Raw genomic sequence first — 23,497 nt, 5'->3', positions numbered from 1 at the left:
CATCCCTCCCGTATCCGTCCCCTGGACTTGACTGTCTCGATTGCCCCGGTTGGCTCCGGTGTCTTTCGTCTTGGCGGCCTTATGGGCGGTGGCCCTGTGGGCTAGGCCATGCCCGCTTCGGCCTAGTAAGGCAAGCCGACATAATTCTCCGCCATCGCGGTCGCGGCAGCGGGCGAACTCACGAGATAGTCGAGTTCCGCCTGCTGCATGCGCTCCTCGAAGGCGCTGCGCTCCGGAAAGCGATGCAGCAGCCCCGTCATCCACCAGGAGAAGCGCTCGGCCTTCCAGATGCGGGCGAGGGCGCGGGCGGAATAGGCTTCGATCCCGGCGTCCGAACCGTCATTGTAATGCTCGCGCAGGGCATCGAAGAGATAGCGCACGTCGCTGGCCGCGAGGTTGAGGCCCTTGGCGCCGGTCGGCGGGACGATATGGGCGGCATCGCCCGCGAGGAACAGGCGGCCGAAGCGCATGGGCTCGGCGACGAAGCTGCGCAGCGGCGCGATGCTCTTTTCCAGCGAGGGCCCGGTCTGCACGGCGTCCGCGACCTCGGCGGGAAGCCTGCGGCGCAATTCGTCGAAGAAGGCCTCGTCCGACCAGTTCTCGACACGCTCCTCCAGCGGCACCTGGACATAGTAGCGGCTGCGCTGCGCCGAGCGCATCGAACAGAGCGCGAAGCCGCGCTCGTGGCGGGCATAGACCAATTCATGCGCCGCCGGCGGGCGGTCGACGAGCAGGCCGAGCCATCCGAAGGGATAGACGCGCTCGAAGCTGGTCAGTGCGCCCTCTGGAATCGAGCGGCGGGAGACGCCATGATAGCCGTCGCAGCCGGCGATGAAGTCGCAACGTAATTCCTGCACCTCGCCATTCACCCGGAAGGTCACGCGGGGCGCGGCCGTGTCGATATCGTGCAGCGCGACGTCCTCGGCCTCGTAGATCGTCGTGCGGCCGAGGGCCTGGCGCGCCTCGGCGAGATCATGCGTGACCTCGGTCTGGCCATAGACCGTCACGGTCTTGCCGCCGCTCAGATGCTTGAGGTCGATGCGGTGGAGCGTGCCGTCGAAGGCGAAATTGACGCCGTCATGCACCTGCCCCTCGCGGTCGAGGCGGTCGGCGACGCCGGCCTCGCGCAGCATGTCGACCATGCCCTGTTCGAGGACGCCGGCGCGGATGCGGGAGAGCACATAGTCGAGGCTGCGGCGTTCCAGGATGACATTATCGATCCCGGCGCGCGACAGGAGCTGGCCGAGGAGAAGCCCGGCCGGGCCGGCGCCGATGATGGCGACCTGCGTGCGCATTTCCGCGTCCTCCCAAGGCGATGACGGTCTTGAGCCGACATTCCGCGCCCCAAGCTATGCGCCATGACGACACTTGACGGAATGGAGGATTCGCGCAGTGTCTTGGACAAATCGATCATGAGGACGCATGCCGGCCACGGTCCCCGCCTACTGGCTCTACGCCGAACGCCTGACGGATCGCTTTCCCGATGCGCTTCATATCGAGCCGATCGTCGCCCGCAGCGCGCTGCATGGCTGGACGATCCAGCCGCATTTCCACCACCAGCTCTTCCAGTTCTTCCTCGTCGTGGGCGGAGGCGGGCGGACCCGGATCGACGGGCGCGACCGCGAGCTCAAGCCGGGCTCGGCGCTGCTGCTGCCGCCGGCGACGATCCACGAGTTCCATTTCGTCGTCGACACGGAGGGTTTCGTCGCCAGCGTCGCCGAGACATCGCTGAAGCGGCTCTTCGACGCCGAGCCCGAGGCGCGCTCCCTCCTCGCCACGCCGGCGTTGCTGCAGGCCGAGCCGGAGAGCGTGGAGGCGCAGTCGCTGGAGACGCTGATGCGGCTGGCGATGAGCGAGTTCGGCGCCAACCGGCCGAACCGGGAGTTCGCGCTGGCGGCCTATGCCGATCTGCTCGCCTCCTGGTTTTCGCGCGCGGCGCGCGGCCTGCGGGCCGGCGGAGAGCCGGCGAAGGATCTGCGCGCCGGGCTGGTGCGGCGCTTCATCGAGCGGGTCGAAATCCGCTTCCAGAGCCATGAGCCGCTGACGGAACATGCCCGCGCGCTGGGCGTCTCCGTGCCGCATCTGTCGCGCAGCTGCCGCGAGGTGCTCGGCCATTCGGCGGCCCGCGTCATCCAGGACCGGCTGATGATCGAGGCGCGGCGCGACCTCGTCTACACCTCGCTGACGGTCGCGCAGATCTCGTTCCGGCTGGGGTTCTCCGACCCGGCCTATTTCTCGCGCTTCTTCGCCAAGCGGGCGGGGATTTCGCCGTCGGATTATCGGGCGAAGGCGTAACATTCTCTCCGCGCGTCATCCCGGACGCAGCGAAGCGGAGATCCGGGATCCATGCCTGAACCGTTCCGGCATGGATCCCGGGTCAAGCCCGGGATGACGGCGCAGTTCGGTGACGAAACAGGCGCCGTTCAGGAGGAAAGCTGCTTTTTCAGCAAGGCTTCGACCAAGTTCTCGCTCTCGCCGATATCGCCGCCGAGCGCGGCGGCCTCGAGATTGCGGGCGATGGCGGCCTCGTCGATCTCCAGCCCTTCCGCGACCGTGGCCATGGCTTCCGTGGCGCCGGCCGCCAGCAGGAAGAGTTCGGCCAGGGCCGGCCCCTCGGCCTGCCAGCCGCCCAGCCCGCGTTCCTCTTCGGCCGGCAGCCCCGCGAGGATGCCGGCGACGAGGCCGGGCGCACGCAGGCAAGCGGAGAGCACGATCTGGCAGCCGGTCGGGTTGCGCTTGTGAGCCATGGCGGAGGAGCCGCCGCGGCCGGGAACGGCCGGCTCGCGCGCTTCGCCGACGCCGTTCTGCGCCAGCAGGGAGACATCGCGCGCCATCTTGCCGAGCGCGCCGACGAGGATCGCCAGCGCTGCCGCGATCCCGGCGATGCCGCCGCGGCGCGCCTGCCAGGGGGGCGCATCCGGCAGGCCGAGCGCCGCGGCGAGACGTGCCGAGACCGCCGCGCCCCGGCCGGCGAGACCGGCGCGCGTGCCGGCGGCGCCACCGAACTGAAGGACGGCGCCTTGCTCGACCTCGTCTTGCAGCCGCGCCGCTGCCGCGACGATGCCGGCCTGCCATTGCGCGATGCGCAGGCCGAAGCCGATCGGCAAGGCATCCTGCAACAGGGTGCGGCCGATGGCGGGGGTTCCGGCGTGGCGGCGCGCCAGGGCGGCGAGGGCGCTCGCTGTTCGCGCGAGATCGGCTTGCAGCAGGGCATGGCCGTCGCGGATCTGGCGGACCAGGACGATATCGGCGATGTCCTGGCTGGTCGCGCCCTTGTGGAGGGCCTTGGCCGCGGTTTCGGGCAATTCCTTGCGCAGGCGCGCGACGAGCGGGATGGCGAGCGTGCCGGCGAGGGCGGCCTCGGTGGCGAGCGCGGCGGGGTCGATGGCGATGCCGCCGCACAGCATCGCGATGGCTTCCGCCTCGGCCTTGCCGATCAGCCCCTCGGCCGCCTCGGCGCGGGCAAGCTCGGCCTCGAAGGCCAGCGCGTGCCGCAGCGTCGCGGCATCCTCGAAGACGGCGAGCATCGCGTCGGTGGTCGCGGGACGGGTGCGCAGCAAATGACTCATGCGAGGCTTTTCCCTTTCGCGCGGCCATCGCGACCCGCGGCGGCCTTCTTGGCAGGGAGCGGCCGTTCGCTCAAGCGCCGGCATCTGCCGGCGTCCGCATCCACCTGCTCGCATTGGAAGACAGCTATTCGAAGAGATCGGGATTGAGCTGTTCGATCTCGGGCAGCGCCCGCAGCAATTCGTTGAGATGATGCCGCATCGCGGCCTCGCCCGCCGCAGCGTCGCGGTTGTCGATCGCGGCGACGATGGCCTGATGCTGCGCGATCAGCTCCTGCATCGCGTTGGGGCTCTGCAGGCTGAGATGGCAGGCGCGGTCCATATGGGCCTTGAGGTTGGAGACCAGCGTCCAGGCCATCGGGCAGCCCGCGCCTTCGGCGAGCGCCACGTGGAAACGCTCGTCGAAGCGCTGAAAGGCGGTGTGGTCGCCATTGGCGACCGCCCGCTGCTGCGCCTCCAGGCAATGATCGACGATCTGCCGGCTCGTCAGGTTGAAGCTGTCGCAGGCGCGCCGGACCACGGCGGTCTCGATCGCCTCGCGCAGGAAGCGGGCCTCCATCATCTTCTGGACCGAGATCTTGACGACGACCGTGCCGCGCTGCGGCAGGACCTCGACGAATTTCTGCCGGCTGAGCGCGATCAGCGCCTCGCGGACCGGCTGGCGGGAGACGCCGTAGCGGGTGGCGATCTCCTGCTCCGAGAGGCGCGAGCCCGGCTTCAGCTCGAGCGCGACGATGGCGCGCAGAAGCTCCTTCTCGAGCCGGTTGGCGCTCGACCCTGTCTGACCCTCGGCGAAACCCACGAAAGCAGCCTCCAAATCGCTTGCAATCGAAGCGACATGGGATAATCTACCATACCAGTGTCGGTAACGGTATCCCAAAGTATGAATTTTACCGCGACGATCGCACGATCATTCCACGAAGCGCGCCGCGAGGCACGGCCTCTCGCGGCTTTTCCCGGCGAATTGCCCGGCAATCTCGCGGAAGCCTATGCCGTGCAGGAGGCGGCGATCGCGCTGTGGCCCGAGCCCGTGCGCGGCTGGAAGGTCGCGGCGATCCATCCCGATTTGCGCGCCCGTTTCGGTGCCGCACGGATGGCGGGGCCGGCTTTTGGCGCTGGCGTCCACCGCGTCGCGCCGGGGGAGACGGCCGAGGTCGGCGTGATCCGCGGCGGCTTCATCGCGGTCGAGACCGAGATCGGCATCGTCCTCGGGGCGGATATCGCGCCGCGCCCGCAAACCTGGACAGCGGAAGAGCTGATGCCCTTCATCGGCGGGGTGCATGTCGCGATGGAGATCGCCGGCTCGCCGCTGCCGAGCATCAACGAGATCGGGCCGCAGGCCATCATCTCCGATTTCGGCAACAATACCGGCATCGCCGTCGGCGCCTCGCTGGGGATCGAGCAGGGTCTTTCCGATTTCGAGACGCAGATGCGGATCGATGGCGAGGTCATCGGCCGCGGCCGCAGCCACGGCCCGAATGGTGGGCCGCTCGATGCCCTGCTCTTCCTCGTCAACCATCTGGCGAGCCGTGGACGCGGCCTCGCCAAGGGCGATGTCGTCTCCGCCGGGGCGACGACGGGCGTCCATCCCATCGCCATCGGCCAGGTCGCGGAAGCGATCTGTGCCGGGGTTCCACCCCTGTCCGTCAGGCTGATCGAAAGGGAGCCGGCCAGCTAGCGGCAGTCCGCCTCAACCAAAGAAGAACCGGCCCGAAAACGGGCCTTGTCAGGGAGAGAACATCATGATCGCACGTCGCATCTTACTTGCCGGCGCCGCCGCGCTGGCGGTTTCGGTCGCAACCGCCACGGCGGCGCTCGCCCAGGGCGTGACGCTTCGTTCCGCCGACATCCATCCGACCGACTACCCGACCGTCGAGGCGGTCCGCTACATGGGCAAGCTGCTCGAGGAGCGCACCCAGGGGCGCATCAAGATCAACGTCTTCCACTCGGCCCAGCTCGGCCAGGAGAAGGACACGATCGACCAGACCCGCTTCGGCGTCATCGACATCAACCGCATCAACATGGCGCCGTTCAACAACCTGATCCCGGCGACCAACATTCCCTCCCTGCCCTTCATCTTCCGTTCGGTCGACCATATGCGGAAGGCGATGGACGGACCGATCGGCGACAACCTGCTGAAGGAGTTCGAGAAGCACGACTTGATCGGGCTCGCGCTCTACGATTCCGGCTCCCGCTCGTTCTATAATTCCAAGCGCCCGATCAACACGCCGGCTGACATGAAGGGCATGAAGATCCGCGTCCAGCAGTCCGACATGTTCGTCGCGCTGGTCTCGGCGCTCGGGGCCAACGCCACGCCGATGCCCTTCGGCGAGGTCTATTCCGCGCTCCAGACCGGCGTCATCGACGGCGCCGAGAACAACTGGCCGTCCTATGAATCGACCCGCCATTTCGAGGTCTCGAAGTTCTATTCCGTGACCGAGCACTCGCTCTCGCCGGAAGCGCTGGTGATGTCGAAGAAGAGCTTCGACAAGTTCAACGCGGCCGACCAGGCGATCATCAAGGCCGCCGCCAAGGAATCGGTGCTCAAGATGCGCGAGCTCTGGGATGCGCGGGAGAAGGCGTCCGAGGCCAAGGTCAAGGCCGGCGGAGCCCAGATCAATCAGGTCGAGAAGAAGCCCTTCATCGACGCGATGAAGCCGGTCTACGACAAGTTCGTCACCGATCCGAAGCTGAAGGAGATGGTGGCCGCGATCCAGGCGGTGAACTGAGCCTCGTTCAGACGGGGCGGCTTTCGGGCCGCTCCGTCTTCGGCCCCTTGCCAGCAGCCCGGGCAGATTTCATGCGCGCTTTCACCGCTTTCCTGACACGACTCGACGCCAAGCTCAGCCTGTTCGCGCTGATCGCGGCCGGGGCCGGCCTCGTCCTGATGACCGTGATGGTCGCCTGGGGCGTGTTCGGCCGCTATGTGCTCAACGACACGCCGATCTGGGTCGAGGCCGGATCGCTCTTCCTGATGTCCTGGTTCATCCTGCTCGGCGCCGCGGTCGGCGTGCGCGAGAGCGACCATCTCGGCTTCGAGGTCGGGCTGGTGATGTCGCCGCCGCCCTTGCGGGCCGCGCTGATCGTGCTGGGCGAGGGCCTGGTCTGCGCCTTCGGGCTCGCCATGCTCGGCTACGGCTGGCAGCTCGCCGCCGGCACCTGGGCCGATCGTATGCCGATCATCGGCATATCCCGCGGCTGGGACTATGTGCCGATCGCGGCAGGCGGCGCGCTGATCGCCCTGTTCGCGCTGGAGAAGCTCCTGCTCTTCACCACCGGCGAGGAACAGGCCCCGCTCGGCTTCGTGCATTTCGGCGAAAGCCAGGAGGCCTGAGCGATGGAACTCTGGATTCTCTTCGGCGTCTTCGCGGTTCTGCTGCTGATCGGCGTACCCGTGGCCTTCTGCCTCGGCATCGCCTCGGTCGCGACCGTCGCCTATATGGGCCTGCCGCCGGTCGTCGTCTTCCAGCAGATGAATTCCGGCATGAACGCCTTCGCCATGATGGCGATCCCGTTCTTCATCTATGCCGGCGATTTGATGATCCGCGGCGGCATCGCCGAGCGCCTGATCCAGATGGCGGCGAGCCTCGTCGGCCATCTGCGCGGCGGGCTCGGCCAGGTGAACGTTGTCACCTGCACGCTGTTCGGCGGCATCTCCGGCTCGGCCGTGGCCGATGCTTCCGCCGTCGGCGGGCTGATGATCCCGCAGATGAAGAAGCGCGGCTACGACGCCGACTATGCCGTCAACGTCACCGCGAATGCGGCGATCATTGCCCTGCTGATCCCGCCCTCGCACAATATGATCATCTATTCGCTTTCGGCCGGCGGCAATCTTTCGATTGCGGACCTCTTCACGGCCGGTGTCGTGCCGGGCCTGCTGCTTTGCGCCGCGCTGATGGTCGCGGCCTGGGCGGTCGCGGTGAAGCGCGGCTATCCGCGCGAGCCCTTCCCCGGCTTCGCGACGGTCGGGCGCTATGTCGTGCTGGCTCTGCCCGGCATCCTGCTGATCGGCATTATCTTCGGCGGCGTCCGCTCCGGCGTCTTCACCGCGACGGAATCCTCCTGCGTCGCCGTCGTCTACGCGATCCTCGTCACCATCTTCGTCTATCGCCAGTTGACCTGGACCGCCTTCGTCGAGGCGACCTTGGGCGCGGTGCGGACCACGGCGATGGTGCTTCTGGTCATCGGCACGGCCGGCGCCTTCGGCTGGCTGATGGCGTTCCTCGAGGTGCCGCAAGCGACGATCGCCGCGATGAAGGCAGTGTCGGACAACCCGATCACCATCCTGCTGATGGTCAACCTGATCCTGCTGGTGCTCGGCACCTTCATGGACATGGCGCCGATGATCATCATCTGCACGCCGATCTTCCTGCCGGTGGTGAAGGCCTTCGGCGTCGATCCCGTGCATTTCGGGGTGATCCTGATCCTCAACGCCGGCATCGGGCTCAATACCCCGCCGGTCGGCTCGGTGCAGTTCGTCGCCTGCGCCATCGGCCGCATTTCCATCGGCGAGTCCATGCGCACGATCTGGCCGTTCTACGGCGCCAGCATCGCCGTGCTCCTGCTCGTCACCTATGTGCCCGGCCTGTCGCTCTGGCTGCCGCGCCTGTTCCACTGAAGGACCGACCATGACCATCGAGATTCGCCAGGTTTCCCACCCCGAGGCCGTCAAGGGCTTCGACACGGCGGAGCTGCGGCGCCACTTCCTGATCGAGACGCTGTTCGTTCCCGGCGAGATCAAGCTGACCTACAGCCATCTCGACCGCGTCATCGTCGGCGGCGCCATGCCGGTGGGCAAAGCCGTCGTGCTGCCGACGCCCAAGGCGGTCGGCACCGATGCCTTCCTGAAGCGGCGCGAGCTCGGCATCGTCAATGTCGGCGGCCCCGGCAAGGTCTCTGTCGGCGGCAAGGACTACCTGCTCGCCAAGCGCGATGCGCTCTATGTCGGCAAGGAAGCGGGCGAGGTCGCCTTCGCCAGCGACGATGTCGGCAATCCCGCCAAGTTCTACCTGCTTTCGACCCCGGCCCATGCCGTGCACCCGACCAAGGTGATCCGGGAGGCTGATGCCAAGACCATCGCGCTCGGCGAGCAGGCAACGGCCAACAAGCGCGTCATCCGCCAGTACATCATCCCTGGCGTCTGCGAGACCTGCCAGCTCGTGATGGGCGTGACCACCCTCGACGAAGGCAGCATCTGGAACACCATGCCGGCGCATGTCCATGACCGGCGCTGCGAGATCTATCTCTATTTCGACGTTCCCACGGATGCCCGCGTCTTCCATCTGATGGGCGAGCCGCAGGAGACGCGCCATCTCGTCGTCGCCAACGAGCAGGCGATCCTGTCGCCCGGCTGGTCGATCCATTCCGGCGTCGGCACGAAGGCCTATTCCTTCATCTGGGGCATGGGCGGCGACAATGTCGACTATACCGACATGGACATGGTCGCGACCGGAGATCTGCGCTGATGCGCTCACCGTTTGATTTGGGCGGCCGGACCGCGATCGTCACCGGGGCCAATACGGGCCTCGGCCAGGCGATCGCGGTCGCGCTCGCCCAGGCCGGCGCCGGCATCGTCGCGGTCGGCCGCTCGAGCATGGCGGAGACGAAGGTGCTGGTCGGGGCGACCGGTCAGCCCTTCCACGAGATCGCCGCCGACCTCGCGACGCTGGAGCCGATTGCGCGGATCGTGGAAGAGGCCGAGGCGGCAGCGAAGGCCGACGGCTCGCGCCTCGACATCCTCGTCAACAATGCCGGCATCATCCGCCGTGCCGACGCCCTCGATTTCACCGAGGCCGATTGGGACGCGGTGATGGATGTGAACCTCAAGTCGACCTTCTTCCTGACTCAAGGGGTGGCGAAACGCATGCTCGCCGACGGCAAGGGCGGCAAGGTCATCAACATCGCCTCGCTGCTCTCCTTCCAGGGTGGCATCCGCATCCCCTCCTATACGGCGTCGAAGAGCGGGCTTGCGGGGCTGACGCGGTTGCTCGCCTGCGAATGGGCGGGCAAGGGCATCAACGTCAACGCCATCGCACCGGGCTATTTCGTGACGAACAACACGGAGGCGCTGCGGGCCGATCCGGTACGCAACGAGGCGATCCTGGCCCGCATTCCGGCCGGCCATTGGGGGCAGCCGCAGGAACTCGGCGGAGCGGCGGTGTTCCTCGCCTCGGACGCCGCGGCCTATGTCCATGGCGTCGTCCTACCCGTCGATGGCGGCTGGCTGGCGCGCTGACGCGATGGACGGATACCGCGAGTCGCTCAACGCGTTCCACGGAACCCGCGCCCGTCTTGATCGATGACGGGCATCGCGACATGCTCCGCTTCCTTGTCCCATCGCATCGTCTTGACGCGAGCCGGTGTCCGCTTCGCCGCGACGATGCTTCGGGATCGGTTGGCGGGGCTCCGGAGATGGCGATGAGAGGGACGACGATGCGCGGGCTGGTGCTGGCCGCGATCCTGGCAACGGGTGCGCCATCGCCCGCATGGCCGGCGGAGCCGGGCAAGGGCGAGTTCCTGCAGGACTACATCACCTGCGAGCTCTGGATGAAGCGGGAGGCGACGGATGCGGAGATGCATGCCGCCATCGGCCGCTGGCTGGTCGATGCCCTGCGCCAGCAATCGCCCAGGCGGCTGCCTCATCTCTCGGACGAGGTCATCATCGACGCCGTCGAGCGGCACTGCGCCGCCCAGCCCGGTCACAAGCTGAGCGTCGCTGCCTTCCTGGCAGGCCATCGCCTGCCCGACTAGATCGCCGCGCGTCCTGACGGGCGTGACGTGGCGATCGATCTTCTCGTCATCGCATCGGATTCTGCCGGAGAGCGGACACCGCTTTCCGGTCCGGTGCGACAGAGGCCGTGACGAAGGGACTCTGCGGGCATCTCACCAGCGATCGTCGTAATAATGACGGCGATAGCCATAGGCGGGCGCCCAGGGCGGCGGGCCGCCATAGCGTCGACCATAGCCATAGCCGCGGCCATAGCCATAGCCGTCGCCACGGCCATAATAGCGCTGGCGCGCCATGGTCTCCTGCATGATCATCAACCGCTCGCGCTTCGCCTCGGTCATCGCGAAGTGAAGCGGCTGCTGGTCGAGCTGCTGGGCCAGGACCTGCGGCAGCGCTTCGCCTGCCCGGGCCATCGGCGCCACCGCCATGACCGAAGCGGCGCCAAGGATGGCCGCTGCCAAAACTGAATACCGACGCATGGGAATCTCCCTTTCTGCTGTCGGGCATTAAAGCCCTTGGTATTGGAACGCAGGCTGAACGAAATCGTTCGCCTTCGTTCATCTGCCATGATGCGACGCCAGGGCGCTCGGCGCCGCGTGGAGGGGCGAGGGCGGGGCTTCCCGGAGCGCGGCAAACGCCTTCAGCCGCTGTTGTCGGTCCCGCCGGTGCGGCTGGTGGCGGACTGGCTTCTGGCGGCGTTGTCGAGGCACTGCGCCATCTCGGAGGTGCCCCATTTGAACTTCGAGCACTGGGCGGTTCCCACGGTGAGGTCGCGGGCGGGGTGATCGGACTGGGGCGTGCTGTTGCAGCCGGTCAGAGCCAAGGTGATGATGGCGAGCGCCAGTCGCATTGGATTCCTCCTTGCCGTTAGGGCCGGCGATTAGGCCGCCTGCGCCGGATCGATTCAACCCCCGTCGATTGTCGCAGGGGTGCGCTGGCTTCGATCCTTGTCGCGATCTAGGCTGCCGAGCGCCTCCGGCCGTCCCTGAGCAGCGCCAGCGCGGCATCGACCAGCGCGTCGCCATATCCGGCGCGGGCGTGGTCCTCGGTCATGATCTCGTTGAGCAGATCGGCCGCAATCAGGGCGACCGGCCGCTGCGCGGGATCGCCGAAGCCGCCGCCGCCGGGCGTCGCGATGCGAATGGTCTCGCCGGCATCGACGAGAAGCTGGGCGATCTTCGAGGGCAGCGCCTGCTCGCGCCCGGTTCCGGGGTTGCGGGTGACGCGGCCCTTTCCACCGGTCAGGCCGCCTTCCGCGCCGGGCGCTCCGGCCTTGTGCCGGTCGGAGCGGGCTTCGAGATTCGTCCTGTCGTGCAGGGCACGCACGGTGCGGGCGATACCCATGCCGCCACGCCACCGGCCGCAGCCGGCCGAGTCCCGCACGAAGGCGTATTCCTCGACATGGAGCGGGAACTCGTTCTCCAGCGCCTCGGTCGGGAGATTGAGCGAATTGGTCACGTGGACATGGATTCCGTCCATGCCGTCGCCGTCGCAGCGGGCGCCGCCGCCGCCGCCGACCGTCTCGCCGCAGATGTAGAAGCTGCCGTTCTCGGGGCGGTGGCCGGAGACGCTGAAGGAGGGCAGCACGTCATAGGCCGAGGCGATGCGGGTGCCCGGATCGACGAGCGGCTGGAAGGCCCCGAAGATCGCGCCGGCCAGGCGCTGGCAGGCGATGGTGCGCGAGCCCACCGGGGCCGGCGAGCGCGGATTGACGATGCTGCCTTCCGGCGCGCGCAGGACGATCGAATCCATCATGCCGGAATTCGCCATCAGCTCGGGATCGAGCAGCGCCTTGACGCAGTAATAGGCCGTGGCCCGCAGGGCGTTCGGGGCAATGTTGATCGCTCCGCGCGCCTCCGGCCCGCTGCCGGCGAAGTCGATCACCAGCTTGCCGTTCTCGACGCTGACGGCGGCGCAAAGCGGCACCATCTCGCCATCGGGCAGGCCGTCATCGTCGAGCCAGGCGGTGAAGCGGCTGGGCGGGCCTTCCGCGAGGCCGGCGATGCGCAGGTCCAGCCGCCGCTTGGTATAGGCGAGCAGGTCGCGGATGCGCGCCTTGAAACCGTCGACGCCCATGCGGCGCACCAGTTCCAGCGCGGCGTCGCAGCCGCGCTCATTGGTGGCGACCTGGACGCGCAGATCGAGCAGGCGCTCCTCCGGCAGGCGCGAATTCAGCGCGATCAGGTTGAGGAGGTCCTCGTCGACCTCGCCCTGGCGGCTGACCCGCATCGCCGGGATGCGCAGGCCCTCCTCGAAGATCGAGCGCGCCGTCGGCGAGACCGAGCCGGGCACGGCGCCGCCGACATCGGTATGGTGGCCGATATTGACCACGAAGGCGATCAGCTCCTCGCCGTGGAACACCGGCGTCGCGATGGCGATGTCGGGGAGATGCGTGCCGCCGGCCGCGTAGGGGTCGTTCGAGATGAAGGCGTCGCCCGGGCGGATTTCGGCGCGCGGATAGCGCGCCAGCAAGGCTTCGACGACGCCCATCAGCGAGCCGAGATGGACCGGGATATGCGTCCCCTGTGCGACCAGCCGGCCCTGCCCGTCGAACAGCCCGACGGAGAAGTCCCGGCGTTCCTTGATCTGCGCCGAGAAGGACGAGCGCATCATGTTGATCGCCATGGTCTCGGTGATCGAGAGCAGGCGATTGGCGAAGACCTCCATCGCGATCGCATCGAAACCCGCGATCGACGGGGCGGCTTTGACGGGCATCGGCATGGTCGGATCCTCAACGCTCGAGCGCGATATGGATATTGCCGAGGCCGTCGACCTCGGCTCTCTGGCTGGGGAGGATGACCGTCGTGCCGCTCATCTCCTCGACGATCGCCGGCCCCGCGAACGGGATGCCGGCGGGCAGGAGCGCGCGCCGGTAGATCGGCGTCTCGACCCAGCCGCGATCAGGACCGAAATAGACCTGGCGCGTCTCGATCCGCGCGGCGTCGAGCGAGGTGCCGGTCGCTGGTGCCGCGCTTTCGCCCTTCCTGACATGGCAGACCGCCTTGAGCCGGACATTGACCACCTCGATGTCGCGCCCGTCCAGGCTGTAGCCGAACTGGTCGGCATGGGCGCGGTGGAACCGGCCGACGAAATCGTCGAGCAGGTCGCTCCGCAGATCGTCGAGCGGCACGGGGATGTAGTGGCTCTGGCCGCGATAGCGCGCATCGAGCGTGAAGAGCAGCTCCTGGCCGGAATGCGGGATCGCCTCCGTCGCCAGCCAGGCGCGGCCGACCTCGGAGAGTTCGGCGCCGAGCGCGACGAGGTCGGCCCAGCTCTCCGAGCTCACGCGGATCAGGGCCGTGCGCACATAGTCGCGGCTGAGATCGGAGAGCAGGACGCCGCGCGCGCAAAGCGTGCCGGGCTCCTGCGGAACGACGATCTTGTCGAGTCCGCATTCCTCCGCGACGTCAGCGGCATGCAAGGGCCCCGCGCCACCGAAGGCGAAGAGCGTGAAGGCGCCGAGATCATGCCCGTGCTCGATCGAGACGGAGCGGATCGCCCGGCTCATATTGGCGGTGGCGATGCTGACGATGCCGTAGGCGGCTTCCTCGACCGAAAGCCCGAGCGGGTCGGCGATCTGGCTGCGGATCGCCGCATAGGCGAGGCCGCGATCGACCTTCATCCGCCCTTCCAGCAGGGCGACCGGGTTCAGCCGGCCGAGCACGATATTGGCGTCGGTCAGCGTGACCTCGGTGCCCCCACGCAGATAGGAGATCGGCCCCGGCATGGCGCCCGCGCTCATCGGCCCGACCTTCAGCGCCCCGGCATCGTCCAGCCGCGCGATGCTGCCGCCGCCGGCGCCGATGACATGGATGTCGACCATCGGCATCCGCACCGGGTGGCCGGCGACAAGCCGGCTCGAGGTGAACTGCGCCCGGCCGCCGGTGATCAGCGACACGTCGGTGCTGGTGCCGCCGACATCGAAGGTGATGATCTCGCTCTCGCCGATCTCGGCGCCGATCCGGGCCGAGCCGATCACGCCTGCCGCCGGCCCCGACAGGCAGGTGAGCACCGGCAATTCCTCGACGGTCTGCACCGGCAGGAGCCCGCCATTGGAATGGAAGGTCAGCGGCTCGACGCGGATGCCGCAGGCCGCGATCTTCTCGCGCAGGCGGTGCAGGTATTTCTGGGTGCGCGGGCCGACATAGGCGTTCAGGACCGTGGTCGAGAAGCGCTCATATTCGCGGAACTCGGCGACGACCTCGGAGGAGATGCTGACGTAGAGATCCGGCGCGACGCGTGCGATCAGGTCGCGGACCGCGCGCTCATGCGCCGGGTTGCGGTAGGAGTGCAGAAAGCCGACGGCGATGGCCTTCACGCCGCTGTCCCGCAGCTGGACGACGAGTGTCTCCACCGCCTCGAGATCGGGCGCGGTCAGTGGCGTTCCGGTCTTGTCGAGGCGTTCCTCGACCTCGACCCGGCGATGCCTCTCGACCAGCTCCTCGGGCTTGCGCACCGACCAGTCGAAGAGCGAGGGCCGGGTCTGGCGCCCGATGGCCAGGACGTCGCGGAAACCCCGGGTGGTCAGGAGCCCGGTCGGCACGCCGCGGCGCTCGATCACCATGTTCGTGGCGACGGTCGTGCCATGGCCGACATAGCCGACATCGTCCGGCGAGACCGCGTTGAGCTCCAACATCTCGACGATGCCCGAGGCGATGGCGCGCGAAGGATCGTCCGGCGTCGAAGGCACCTTGTGGAAGGCGGTCGGGCCGCCTTCGGTATCGACCATCACGAAGTCGGTGAAGGTTCCGCCCACATCCACGCCGATGCGATACATGCCGCCATTACCCCTCATGGTCATCCGGTCGGCCCGACGGTGTCGCGGGCCGGAGCGCTTTCGCGCCGAGATCGGCGATTGCGGCGGCGAGCGCGAGGCGGCCGCCAAGGGGCCGGTCTTTCCGGAATTGGCCCTGCAACGTCCCAGCCATCTGTTCCGCCGTGTTGACGACGCTAGGGACGGGTATGGTATTATGTCCAATAGAAATTCGGCAGCACTCTATTCCCAAGGTTATAGCATGCCGCGCGCGATCAATCTTCGTCAGATCGAGATCTTCAAGGCGCTGATCGAGCACGGCACGGTCAGCCGGGCCGCCGAGGCGCTCTATATCTCGCAGCCGGCTGCGAGCAAGCTCTTGATGCAGCTCGAAAAAGACAACGGCCTCAAGCTCTTCGACCGCTACAAGGGGCGGCTGTTCCCGACGGCGCAGGGCTTGCGCCTGCATGAGGAGGTCGCGCGGATCTTCGTGGGGATGCGCCAGGTCGAAAGCGCGATCGGTCTGATCAAGCGCGAGGATCAGGGGCGGCTGGTGATCGGGGCCATCCCCGCTTTGAGCGGCGCCTATATGCAGCGCACGACGATGAGCTTCCTCAAGCGCAATCCCAATGTCTATTGCATGGTCAAGTCGCCGAGCTCGCAATGGATTCCCGAATACGTGCTGACGCGCGTGCTGGACATCGGGATCGTCACGGCCCGCGCCGCGAACCCCTACATCGTCACCGAACCGCTCTTCGAGCATCCGCTGCTCTGCATCATGCCGATGGACCATCCGCTCGCGGCGCTGAAGGTCATCCGGCCGGAGAACCTGCACGACGTTCCCTTCGTCGCCTTCAACACCGAGACCTATACCGGGCAGAAGGTCGCGAGCATGTTCGAGAGCTACAATGTCCGGACCCATGTCGTCCTGACTGCCGACTCCAATTCGACGCTCTGCCATTTCGTCGCAGCGGGGCTCGGGGTCTCGCTGGTGCATCCGCTCTTCATCGCGGGCGTGGAGAAGCAGGTCGTGGTGCGTCCGTTCGAGCCGACCATCCCGCTGGATTTTCTGGTCTGCTTCGCGCGCGACGCCCGCAACGTCCCGCTGATCGCGGACTTCGCCAACGAAGCCAAGGCGACGGCGACGAGCTTCATCGACGATCTGGCGAAGAGCTGGGCCTGACGCCGGCCTTCGGTTGCCGCGGCGGCGCGCGCCGCATGCGGTCAGTGCCGGTCGGCGCGCGGATCGAGCCAGTCGCGCAGCCAGTCGCCCAAGAGATTGACGCTGAGCACGGTGAGCATCAGGGCGAGGCCGGGCAGGGTGATGATCCACCAGGCGCTGGCGATATAGGTGCGCCCGTCGGCGAGCATCCGGCCCCAGCTCGGCGAGGGCGGCTGGATGCCGAGGCCGAGGAAGCTCAGGCCGGCTTCGAGCACGATGGTGCGCGCGAGTTCCAGCGTCGCGACGACGAAGACCGGCGTCAGGACGTTGGGCAGGATGTGGCGCAAGAGCAGGCGGGCATGGCCTGCGCCCATGGCGAGCGCCGCCTGGACGAATTCGCGCTCCCGGACGGTCAGGACCTGCGCCCGGACGATGCGGGCATAGCGGACCCAGCTGGTCAGGGCGAGCACGGCGATCAGGTTGTGCAGGCTGGGGCCGAGCGCGGCGACGACCAGAAGCGCCAGCAACATCAGCGGGAAGGCGAGCTGAATGTCGACCAGCCGCATCAGGATGCGGTCGTACCAGCCACCGAAATAGCCGGCGACGAGGCCCAGAAACACGCCGACGATGCCGCCGAGGATCACGGCCGAGCCCGCGATGGTCAGGGTGACGCGGCTGCCGGCGATGATGCGGCTCAGGATGTCGCGGCCGAGCTGGTCGGTGCCGAAGGGGTGGGCGCCCAGCCCGGCCCAGGAGAGCGTCGGCGCCATCATCCGGGCCTTCAGATCGCCGCGCGTCGGGTCGGGCAGGCCGAGCCAGGGCCCGGCGAGCGCCAGCACCAGCAGGAGCACCAGCAAGGCGGCGCCGAGCAGGCCCAGCCAGTTCGCGCGCTGGCGATGCAGGAACGAGAGCAGCCTCATGATTCCTGCCGGATGCGCGGGTCGATCAGGGTGTAGAGCAGGTCGACCAGGAGATTGACCAGGACGAAGATGGTGGCGACCACGGCGACGCCGGCCTGCACGACCGGGAAATCCTTGGTCTCGATCGCCTGCACGATCAATCGCCCGACGCCCGGCCAGGCGAAGACGGTCTCGGTCACGGCGGCGCCGCCGAGAAGCTCGCCTGCGAGGATGCCGGTCATGGTGATGACCGGGATCAGCGAGTTGCGGCCGACATGCCAGATATAGACGCGGCGGGGGGCGAGGCCCTTCGCATAGGCCGTGCGGACATAGTCGTCGCGCATCACGTCGAGCATGGAGGAGCGCAGCAGGCGCGCGATGCTGGCCGTGGTGAAGCAGGCCAATGTCACCGAGGGCAGGACAAGGTTCTGCCATTCGCCGTAGCCGCCTGTCGGGAACCAGCCGAGCTGCACCGCGAAGAGCAGGATCAGCATGATGCCGAGCCAGAAGGAGGGCGTCGCCTGGCCGAGCAGCGCCACGAGCAGGACCAGCCCCTCGATCGCGGATCCCCGATAGATCGCGGCGAGCGCGCCGGCCATGCCGCCGATCAGCACGCCGATCGCCAGCGCGCAGCCGGCGAGCAGGGCCGTGGCCGGCAGCCTTTCGAGTACGACGTCGAGCGCCGGGCGCGCGAACTGGAAGGACTGGCCGAAATCGCCCTTCAGCGCATGGAGGAGGAAGGTCAGATATTGCTGGAGCAGTGGCTGGTCGAGCCCGAGCTGCGTGCGCAGCTCCTGCATTTGCGCTTCCGTCGCGCCGATCGGCAGCAGCAGCACGGCGGGGTCGCCGAGCAGCCGCGAGACGACGAAGACGATCGTGACCACGCCCCAGATCGCGATCAGGCCTTCGCCGAGGCGGGAGGTCAGGTGGCGCGGCATCCGGCGGCCTCCATCGTCAGACGATCCTCAGAGCTTCAGCCCGTAGATTTCCACGGCCGCCTCGCGCGAGATCCGCTCCTCGCGCAGGTCGCGCTCGACCAGCGCGCGGTCGCGCTTTTTCGGGTCGCCGAAGCCGCCGCCGCCAGCCGCCACCATCCCGACCCATTCGCCCGGCTGCAGGATGCCGGCGCGGCGGTCGAGCGGCTTGGCGCCGGGCGAGAGCTCGACGCGCGCGGTCAGGCCGTCCTGGCCGCCCTTGAGGCCGAAGGGCGGCACGATGCTGTTGGTGCCGCCGGCCGAGATGCGGGCGGTGTGGTCGAGCATCTCGACGCGCCGCCTGAGCGTCATGCCGCCGCGATACTCGCCCGCGCCGCCGGAATCCTGCACCAGCTCGTAGCACTTCACCATGACGGGGTGCTCGATCTCGAGCGCCTCGATCGGCAGGTTGGCCGTGTTGGTCGTGTTCACCTGCACGCCGTCGAGCCCGTCCTTGTCGGCGCGCGCGCCCATGCCGCCGCCATGCATCTCGTTATAGACGTAGAAGCGGCCGGTGCGCGGATGGATTCCGCTGGTGGTCAGGAGCGTGCCGCCGGTCGAGGCCGCGGCGATCCGCTCGGGCACGACATCGGCGAGCGCGGCGAAGATCATGTCGACGAGGCGCTGGCCGATATCGGTGCGGCTGTAGACGGCGGCCGGCGGCGTCGAGTTCAGCACCGAGCCCAGCGGCGCAGAGACATGGATCGGCCGGTGGAAGCCGGAATTGGCCGGCAGATCGGGATCGACGATCGCCTTCACGGCGAAATACACCGTCGCCAGCAGCGCCGTATAGACCATGTTGATGGGGGCGCGGACCTGTTCGGGCGCATCGGGGAAGTCGATGAAGATCTCGTCGCCCTTGACCTCGATCACCACCTTCAGGTCCATCACGCCATCGATCAGGTTGCTGTCGAAGTCGTGGCGGAAGCTGTAGGTGCCGTCCGGAATCTGGGCGATGCCGGCGCGGGTGCGCCGCTCGGTATAGTCCAGCACCTGCGCGCCGGCGGCGCGCACCGTCTCGGCGCCGTATTTGTCGCAGAGCGCCTGGTAGCGCTGCACGCCGAGGCGATTGGCCGCCATCTGGGCGCGGAAGTCGTTGATGCGCTCGCGCGGAACCTGGCAGTTCAGCAGGATGAGCTGCATCAGGTCTTCCTGGAGCACGCCCTCGCGATAGAGCCTGACCGGCGGGATGCGCAGGCCCTCCTGGAAGATATGGGCGTGGCCGCGATCGACGAAATCGGAATGGTGGGCGAGGTTCGTCACCCAGGCGACGAGCTTGTCGCCATGGAAGATCGGCTCCAGGAAGACGATGTCGTTGAGATGGGTGCCGCCGCCGGTATAGGCGTCGTTGCCGACGAAGACGTCTCCCGGGCGCACGGTCGAGAGATCGTGGTTCTTGAAGACGTGCTCGGCGATGCCGAGCAGCGAGCCGAGATGCACCGGGATATGCTCGGCCTGGGCAATGGTGCGTCCGGCGGCGTCGAACAGCGCGGTCGAGCAGTCCTGCCGCTCCTTGATGTTGGTCGAGTAGGCTGCGCGGATGATCGCCTTGCCCATCTCCTCGACGATGGTGGTGAGCGCGCTGCCGATGACCTCGACGGTGATCGGGTCGAGCTGCGTCTTGGCTTTGTCCAGCATGGTCAGCCCTCGATGATGAGGTTGAGATGGGCATCGACCGTCGCGACCTGTCCGGGCAGGACGAGCGTGGTCGAATCCATCTGGTCGATGATGGCGGGACCGGTCATCTCATGGCCCGGGCCGAGCAAGGCGCGGTCATAGATCGGGCAGTTGGTGAAGCCGCCGGCTTCCGGCAGCCAGACCTCGCGCCAGCCGGTGATCGCGACATTGCTCGTGCCGGAGGCCGGGGGATAGGCCTTGAGGTCGGCCTTGGGCACGAGGCCGACCGCCTCGATGCGCAGCGTCGTGACCTGCACCGGCTCCTCGGCGGCGACATAGCCATAGACCTGCTTGTGGATGCGCTCGAACTCCGCGCGCAGCGTGACGAGGGCGGCCGCGTCGATCGGGCCGGCGGGGCAGGGCACGGTGAGCTCGTAGCCCTGGCCGCCATAGCGCATGTCGACCGAGCGGATCAGCGAGCGGCGCTCCTCGGGGATCGCCTCCTGCGCGAACCAGTCCTGCCCGCGCTCCTCGAGGCCGGCGAAGCCGCTCTCCATGCCCGGCGCACCGGCCTCGCTCAGAGGCAGGAGCCGCGTCAGCGAGAGATTGGTCCGCAAATCGGTGAGCAGCAGGCCGAGCGCGCACATGATGCCCGGATATTTCGGGACGACGAGGCGCGGGATCTCCAGCTCGCGGGCGAGCCGGGCGGCATGGATCGGGCCGGCGCCGCCGAAGCCGAGCATGACATAGTCGCGCGGATCATAGCCGCGCTCGACCGAGATCACGCGGATGGCCTTGGCCATATTGGCGATGACGACGCTGATGATGCCCTGGGCCGTCTCCATGACGCCGAGGCCAAGCTGGTCGGCCAGGCGCCCGATCGCCGCCTTGGCGCGGGCCTGGTCGATCTTCATGCGGCCGTTCAGGAGATGCGTCGGGTTCAGCACCTGCAGCACGACATTGGCGTCGGTGACCGTCGGCTCCTCGTTGCCGCGCCCGTAGCAGACCGGGCCGGGATCGGCGGCGGCCGAACGCGGGCCGACCTTGAGCAGGCCGCCGGCATCGATATGGGCGATCGAGCCGCCGCCGGCGCCGACGGTGTGGATGTCGAGCATCGGCAGCTTCAGCGGATAGCCGTGGACGACGGCATCGTTCGACATCTGCGGCCGGCCGCGGTCGATCAGCGAGACGTCGGTCGAGGTGCCGCCCATGTCGAAGGTGATGATGTTGTCGAAGCCGGAAAGGCCGCCAACGGACAACGCGCCGATGACGCCGGCCGCCGGCCCCGAGAGCACGGTGCGCGCCGGGAAGTTCTGCGCCACCTCCGACGAGATCACGCCGCCATTCGACTGGGTCAGATGCGGATGGGCATCGATGCCGATCTCGGCCAGCCGCGGCTGCAGCTTCGAGAGATAGGATTTCATGATCGGGCCGAGATAGGCGTTCACGACCGTGGTCGAGAGCCGCTCATATTCGCGGAACTCGGGCGCGACCTCATGCGAGATCGAGACGAAGGCGCCCGGCATCTCCTCGGCCAGGATCTCCTTGACGCGCTTCTCATGCGCCGGCTCGACGAAGGAGAACAGGAAGCAGACGGCGACGGTGGTGATGCCGTCCGCCTTGAGCTTGCGGGCGGCGGCGCGCACCTCGTCCTCGTCGAGCGGGGTGTGGATGCTGCCGTCGAAGCGCACGCGCTCGCTGACCTCGAGACGCTTGTCGCGCGACACCAGGATGCGCGGCTTCTGCGTCTGGATGTCGTAGAGGGAATCGCGCTTCTGCCGGCGCAGTTCCAGCACGTCGCGAAAGCCCTTGGTGGTGATGAGGCCCGTCTCGGCGCCGCGCCCGACGATCAGCGCATTGGTCGCGACCGTCGTGCCATGGCCGAAATAGACCACATCGACCTTCTGCCCCGTCGCCTTGGCGACCTCTGCGACGCCCTGTTCGATGCCGCCGGCGATGCCCAGCGAAGGGTCCTGCGGCGTGCTCGACACCTTCCAGACATGGATCTCGCCATGCGTCTCGTCGAACATGCAGACATCGGTGAAGGTGCCGCCGGAATCGACGCCGACGCGCAGCTTCAGGGTGGTTTCGTCTTGAACGGTCATGACTTTGTCGCGATCCGGTTGATCGGAAATTCAGGCAAGGCTCCGCCGCCGGCGAGCCGATGAGGCCCGCCGCTCAGGTCGTTCGAGGGGCGCTCAGCGCGTCTTGATGTCGATCGCGCGGACCCAGTCGTCGCCGCGCGCCTGCCAGGCGATGGTCTTGGACTGGGCGTAGGTGATCGGCGTGAAGAACATGAAGATCGAGGGCGAATCCTCGCAGAGCTGCTTGGTCAGCTTGCGATAGAGTCCCAGACGCCTGATCGGATTATTGGTCGAACGGGCCGCCTTCGCATCCTCGTTGAAGCTGTCGTTCTCCCAGTAGGATTGCGGGTTCTCCTTCTCCCAGAAGTTCAGGAGCCCGCCCGCGTCGAGCGTCGGCCACCCCAGGCCGAAATAGGCGGAGTCGCCGAGATTCTTGCCGACGATGTACTTGTTCATGAAGGCGCCGAATTCCATCTCGCGCAGCTTCACGGTGACGCCGATCTCGCCGAGCTGGGAGGCGACGACCTGGGCGATGTCGGAAGCCTGGATGTAGCGCCCGGTCGGCACTTCCAGATCCATGGTCAGGCCGTTGGCGAAGCCGGCCTCGGCCAAGAGCTTCTTGGCCTCGGCGGGATCGTAGGGGACGGGCTTCAGATCGGGGTTGTAGCCGAAATAGACCGGGGACAACGGCTGGCAGGCGCTGATCTGGGCCAGGCCGTCGAGCAGACCGTCATTGATCGCCTTGCGGTCGATGCCGAGATTGAGCGCGCGCCAGAGCTTCGGGTTGTCCTTGAACGGCGCCTTCAGCCCGTTGAGCTTGATGAACATGCCGCGCGTGCCGGCGACCGAGGAGGCCTCGGCCTTGCCGCCTGCCTTGATGCGCGCGATCTCGGAGGTCGGGAAGCCGGTGATGAGATCGACATCGCCGGCCTGGAGCGCGGCGATGCGCGAGGAATCCTCGGGGATGATGCGGAAGGTGACGTTGTCGAAGGCCGGCTTCTCGCCCCAGTAGTCCTGGCGCGCCTTCAGCACGATGCGGTCGCCGCTGGCGAAACGGACGAGCTCATAGGGGCCGCTGCCGAGCGCCGCCACGGAGGGGTTGTTCTGCTGCGTCCATTTCGGCGGCATCAGCAGGAACATCGACATCTGGTCGGGCAGGTCGGGATAGGCGCCCTTGGTGACGAACTCGACGGTGGTCGGGGAGATGACCCGGACCTCGTTGATCGCGGCGAACCAGGGCTTGTTGCGCGCGCCGGTCTTGGGGTCGAGCACGCGCTCGACATTCCATTTCACGGCCTCCGCATCGAGCTTCTCGCCGTTCGAGAAGGTCACGCCCTCGCGCAGGGTGAATTGCCAGGCGGTGTCGCCGATCGCCTGCCATTTGGTGGCGAGGCCCGGTCGCAGCTTCAGGTCGGGGCCGCGGTCGACCAGCGGGGTGTAGATATGCGCGGCGACGCTGAGGTCGGTGCCGACCGTCGTCGACTTGTCGGGATCGAGCGTGTTGACGTTGCTCGACAGCGCGATCGTCAGGTCGCGCGCCAAGGCGGGAGAGAGGAGGGCGGTTGAGCTCATCGCGAAAGCGAGAGCGGCGGCGAGGCTGTGGGCCCGGTTGCGCATGACGATCCCCTGTGCTTGACTTTGGCGCCAATCTTGAATTCACGATTGGCATCTGTCAATCTCGGTCTATGGATGTTTTTGCTCAATCGGCGGGCACG

21 protein-coding genes are annotated in these 23,497 nt (G+C 67.5%); 9 read left to right on the top strand and 12 right to left on the bottom strand.

Annotation, left to right across the window (positions count from 1 at the left end):
* Window positions 1-122: 122 nt before the first annotated feature.
* On the bottom strand, window positions 123-1,295 hold the full coding sequence (gene pobA, locus AB6806_RS19260; RefSeq protein ID WP_142023013.1) for a 4-hydroxybenzoate 3-monooxygenase: 1,173 nt from the start codon (window positions 1,293-1,295) through the stop codon (window positions 123-125).
* Between the two features lie 127 nt (window positions 1,296-1,422).
* Here pobA and AB6806_RS19255 point away from each other — a divergent pair, with 127 nt between their 5' ends.
* The gene (locus AB6806_RS19255) at window positions 1,423-2,295 is read left to right on the top strand and encodes a helix-turn-helix domain-containing protein (RefSeq protein ID WP_142023014.1); all 873 of its coding nucleotides are present in this window, start codon (window positions 1,423-1,425) and stop codon (window positions 2,293-2,295) included.
* Between the two features lie 128 nt (window positions 2,296-2,423).
* Here AB6806_RS19255 and AB6806_RS19250 read toward each other — a convergent pair whose 3' ends face one another.
* On the bottom strand, window positions 2,424-3,569 hold the full coding sequence (locus tag AB6806_RS19250; protein WP_142023015.1) for a lyase family protein: 1,146 nt from the start codon (window positions 3,567-3,569) through the stop codon (window positions 2,424-2,426).
* A 124-nt stretch (window positions 3,570-3,693) separates the two neighbouring features.
* Window positions 3,694-4,368 (bottom strand): GntR family transcriptional regulator, encoded by a 675-nt coding sequence (locus tag AB6806_RS19245; RefSeq protein ID WP_142023016.1) that lies wholly within the window; start codon window positions 4,366-4,368, stop codon window positions 3,694-3,696.
* A gap of 81 nt (window positions 4,369-4,449) precedes the next feature.
* Here AB6806_RS19245 and AB6806_RS19240 point away from each other — a divergent pair, with 81 nt between their 5' ends.
* The 7 genes from AB6806_RS19240 to AB6806_RS19210 all read left to right on the top strand — a co-directional run bounded on the left by AB6806_RS19240 (window position 4,450) and on the right by AB6806_RS19210 (window position 10,316).
* Window positions 4,450-5,244 carry a 2-keto-4-pentenoate hydratase gene (locus tag AB6806_RS19240; RefSeq protein ID WP_142023017.1) on the top strand — a complete coding sequence of 265 codons (795 nt, stop codon included), beginning with the start codon at window positions 4,450-4,452 and terminating at the stop codon, window positions 5,242-5,244.
* A gap of 64 nt (window positions 5,245-5,308) precedes the next feature.
* Window positions 5,309-6,295 (top strand): TRAP transporter substrate-binding protein, encoded by a 987-nt coding sequence (locus AB6806_RS19235; protein WP_051987956.1) that lies wholly within the window; start codon window positions 5,309-5,311, stop codon window positions 6,293-6,295.
* Window positions 6,296-6,366: 71 nt separating this feature from the next.
* Complete coding sequence (locus AB6806_RS19230; protein WP_051987958.1) at window positions 6,367-6,900, top strand: TRAP transporter small permease; 534 nt, start codon at window positions 6,367-6,369, stop codon at window positions 6,898-6,900.
* Between the two features lie 3 nt (window positions 6,901-6,903).
* On the top strand, window positions 6,904-8,184 hold the full coding sequence (locus tag AB6806_RS19225) for a TRAP transporter large permease (protein WP_142023018.1): 1,281 nt from the start codon (window positions 6,904-6,906) through the stop codon (window positions 8,182-8,184).
* Window positions 8,185-8,194: 10 nt separating this feature from the next.
* Window positions 8,195-9,031: a 5-dehydro-4-deoxy-D-glucuronate isomerase gene (gene kduI / locus AB6806_RS19220; protein ID WP_142023019.1), complete on the top strand. Its 837-nt coding sequence runs from the start codon at window positions 8,195-8,197 to the stop codon at window positions 9,029-9,031.
* Window positions 9,031-9,801: a 2-dehydro-3-deoxy-D-gluconate 5-dehydrogenase KduD gene (kduD, locus tag AB6806_RS19215; protein WP_142023020.1), complete on the top strand. Its 771-nt coding sequence runs from the start codon at window positions 9,031-9,033 to the stop codon at window positions 9,799-9,801. Before kduI ends, kduD begins: the two co-directional genes overlap by 1 nt.
* A gap of 182 nt (window positions 9,802-9,983) precedes the next feature.
* A complete protein-coding gene (locus AB6806_RS19210; RefSeq protein WP_133565407.1) occupies window positions 9,984-10,316 on the top strand; it encodes a hypothetical protein in 333 nt (110 codons plus the stop codon).
* Window positions 10,317-10,448: 132 nt separating this feature from the next.
* On the opposite strand, the gene AB6806_RS19205 is transcribed toward AB6806_RS19210, so the two are convergent.
* From AB6806_RS19205 to AB6806_RS19190, 4 genes are all read right to left on the bottom strand, one after another.
* Window positions 10,449-10,772, bottom strand: coding sequence for a hypothetical protein (locus AB6806_RS19205; RefSeq protein WP_133565408.1), 324 nt, complete (start codon window positions 10,770-10,772; stop codon window positions 10,449-10,451).
* A 161-nt stretch (window positions 10,773-10,933) separates the two neighbouring features.
* Window positions 10,934-11,143: a hypothetical protein gene (locus AB6806_RS19200; RefSeq protein ID WP_112764930.1), complete on the bottom strand. Its 210-nt coding sequence runs from the start codon at window positions 11,141-11,143 to the stop codon at window positions 10,934-10,936.
* Between the two features lie 107 nt (window positions 11,144-11,250).
* Window positions 11,251-13,014: a hydantoinase B/oxoprolinase family protein gene (locus AB6806_RS19195; RefSeq protein ID WP_370955205.1), complete on the bottom strand. Its 1,764-nt coding sequence runs from the start codon at window positions 13,012-13,014 to the stop codon at window positions 11,251-11,253.
* Window positions 13,015-13,024: 10 nt separating this feature from the next.
* On the bottom strand, window positions 13,025-15,094 hold the full coding sequence (locus tag AB6806_RS19190) for a hydantoinase/oxoprolinase family protein (protein ID WP_370955204.1): 2,070 nt from the start codon (window positions 15,092-15,094) through the stop codon (window positions 13,025-13,027).
* A 214-nt stretch (window positions 15,095-15,308) separates the two neighbouring features.
* Here AB6806_RS19190 and AB6806_RS19185 point away from each other — a divergent pair, with 214 nt between their 5' ends.
* A complete protein-coding gene (locus tag AB6806_RS19185) occupies window positions 15,309-16,229 on the top strand; it encodes a LysR substrate-binding domain-containing protein (protein WP_038362954.1) in 921 nt (306 codons plus the stop codon).
* Window positions 16,230-16,270: 41 nt separating this feature from the next.
* Here the strand turns inward: AB6806_RS19185 and AB6806_RS19180 are convergent, their stop codons facing one another.
* The 5 genes from AB6806_RS19180 to AB6806_RS19160 form a co-directional block, all read right to left on the bottom strand.
* Window positions 16,271-17,128, bottom strand: coding sequence for an ABC transporter permease (locus AB6806_RS19180; RefSeq protein WP_051987962.1), 858 nt, complete (start codon window positions 17,126-17,128; stop codon window positions 16,271-16,273).
* Entirely contained in the window at window positions 17,125-18,045 is a 921-nt protein-coding gene (locus tag AB6806_RS19175) for an ABC transporter permease (protein ID WP_370955203.1), read from the bottom strand. Before AB6806_RS19175 ends, AB6806_RS19180 begins: the two co-directional genes overlap by 4 nt.
* A gap of 27 nt (window positions 18,046-18,072) precedes the next feature.
* Complete coding sequence (locus AB6806_RS19170) at window positions 18,073-19,719, bottom strand: hydantoinase B/oxoprolinase family protein (protein ID WP_142023021.1); 1,647 nt, start codon at window positions 19,717-19,719, stop codon at window positions 18,073-18,075.
* A 2-nt stretch (window positions 19,720-19,721) separates the two neighbouring features.
* Complete coding sequence (locus tag AB6806_RS19165) at window positions 19,722-21,803, bottom strand: hydantoinase/oxoprolinase family protein (protein ID WP_370955202.1); 2,082 nt, start codon at window positions 21,801-21,803, stop codon at window positions 19,722-19,724.
* Between the two features lie 93 nt (window positions 21,804-21,896).
* Window positions 21,897-23,399, bottom strand: a complete 1,503-nt coding sequence (locus AB6806_RS19160) for an ABC transporter substrate-binding protein (protein ID WP_038362962.1) — start codon at window positions 23,397-23,399, stop codon at window positions 21,897-21,899.
* Window positions 23,400-23,497: the final 98 nt, after the last annotated feature.

This window comes from Allobosea sp. RCC_152_1 (assembly GCF_041360765.1).
Classification (GTDB): Bacteria; Pseudomonadota; Alphaproteobacteria; order Rhizobiales; family Beijerinckiaceae; genus Allobosea; species Allobosea spartocytisi.
Note: the sequence above shows the minus strand (reverse complement) of the source record. Positions and strands in the feature narration are given on the sequence as shown.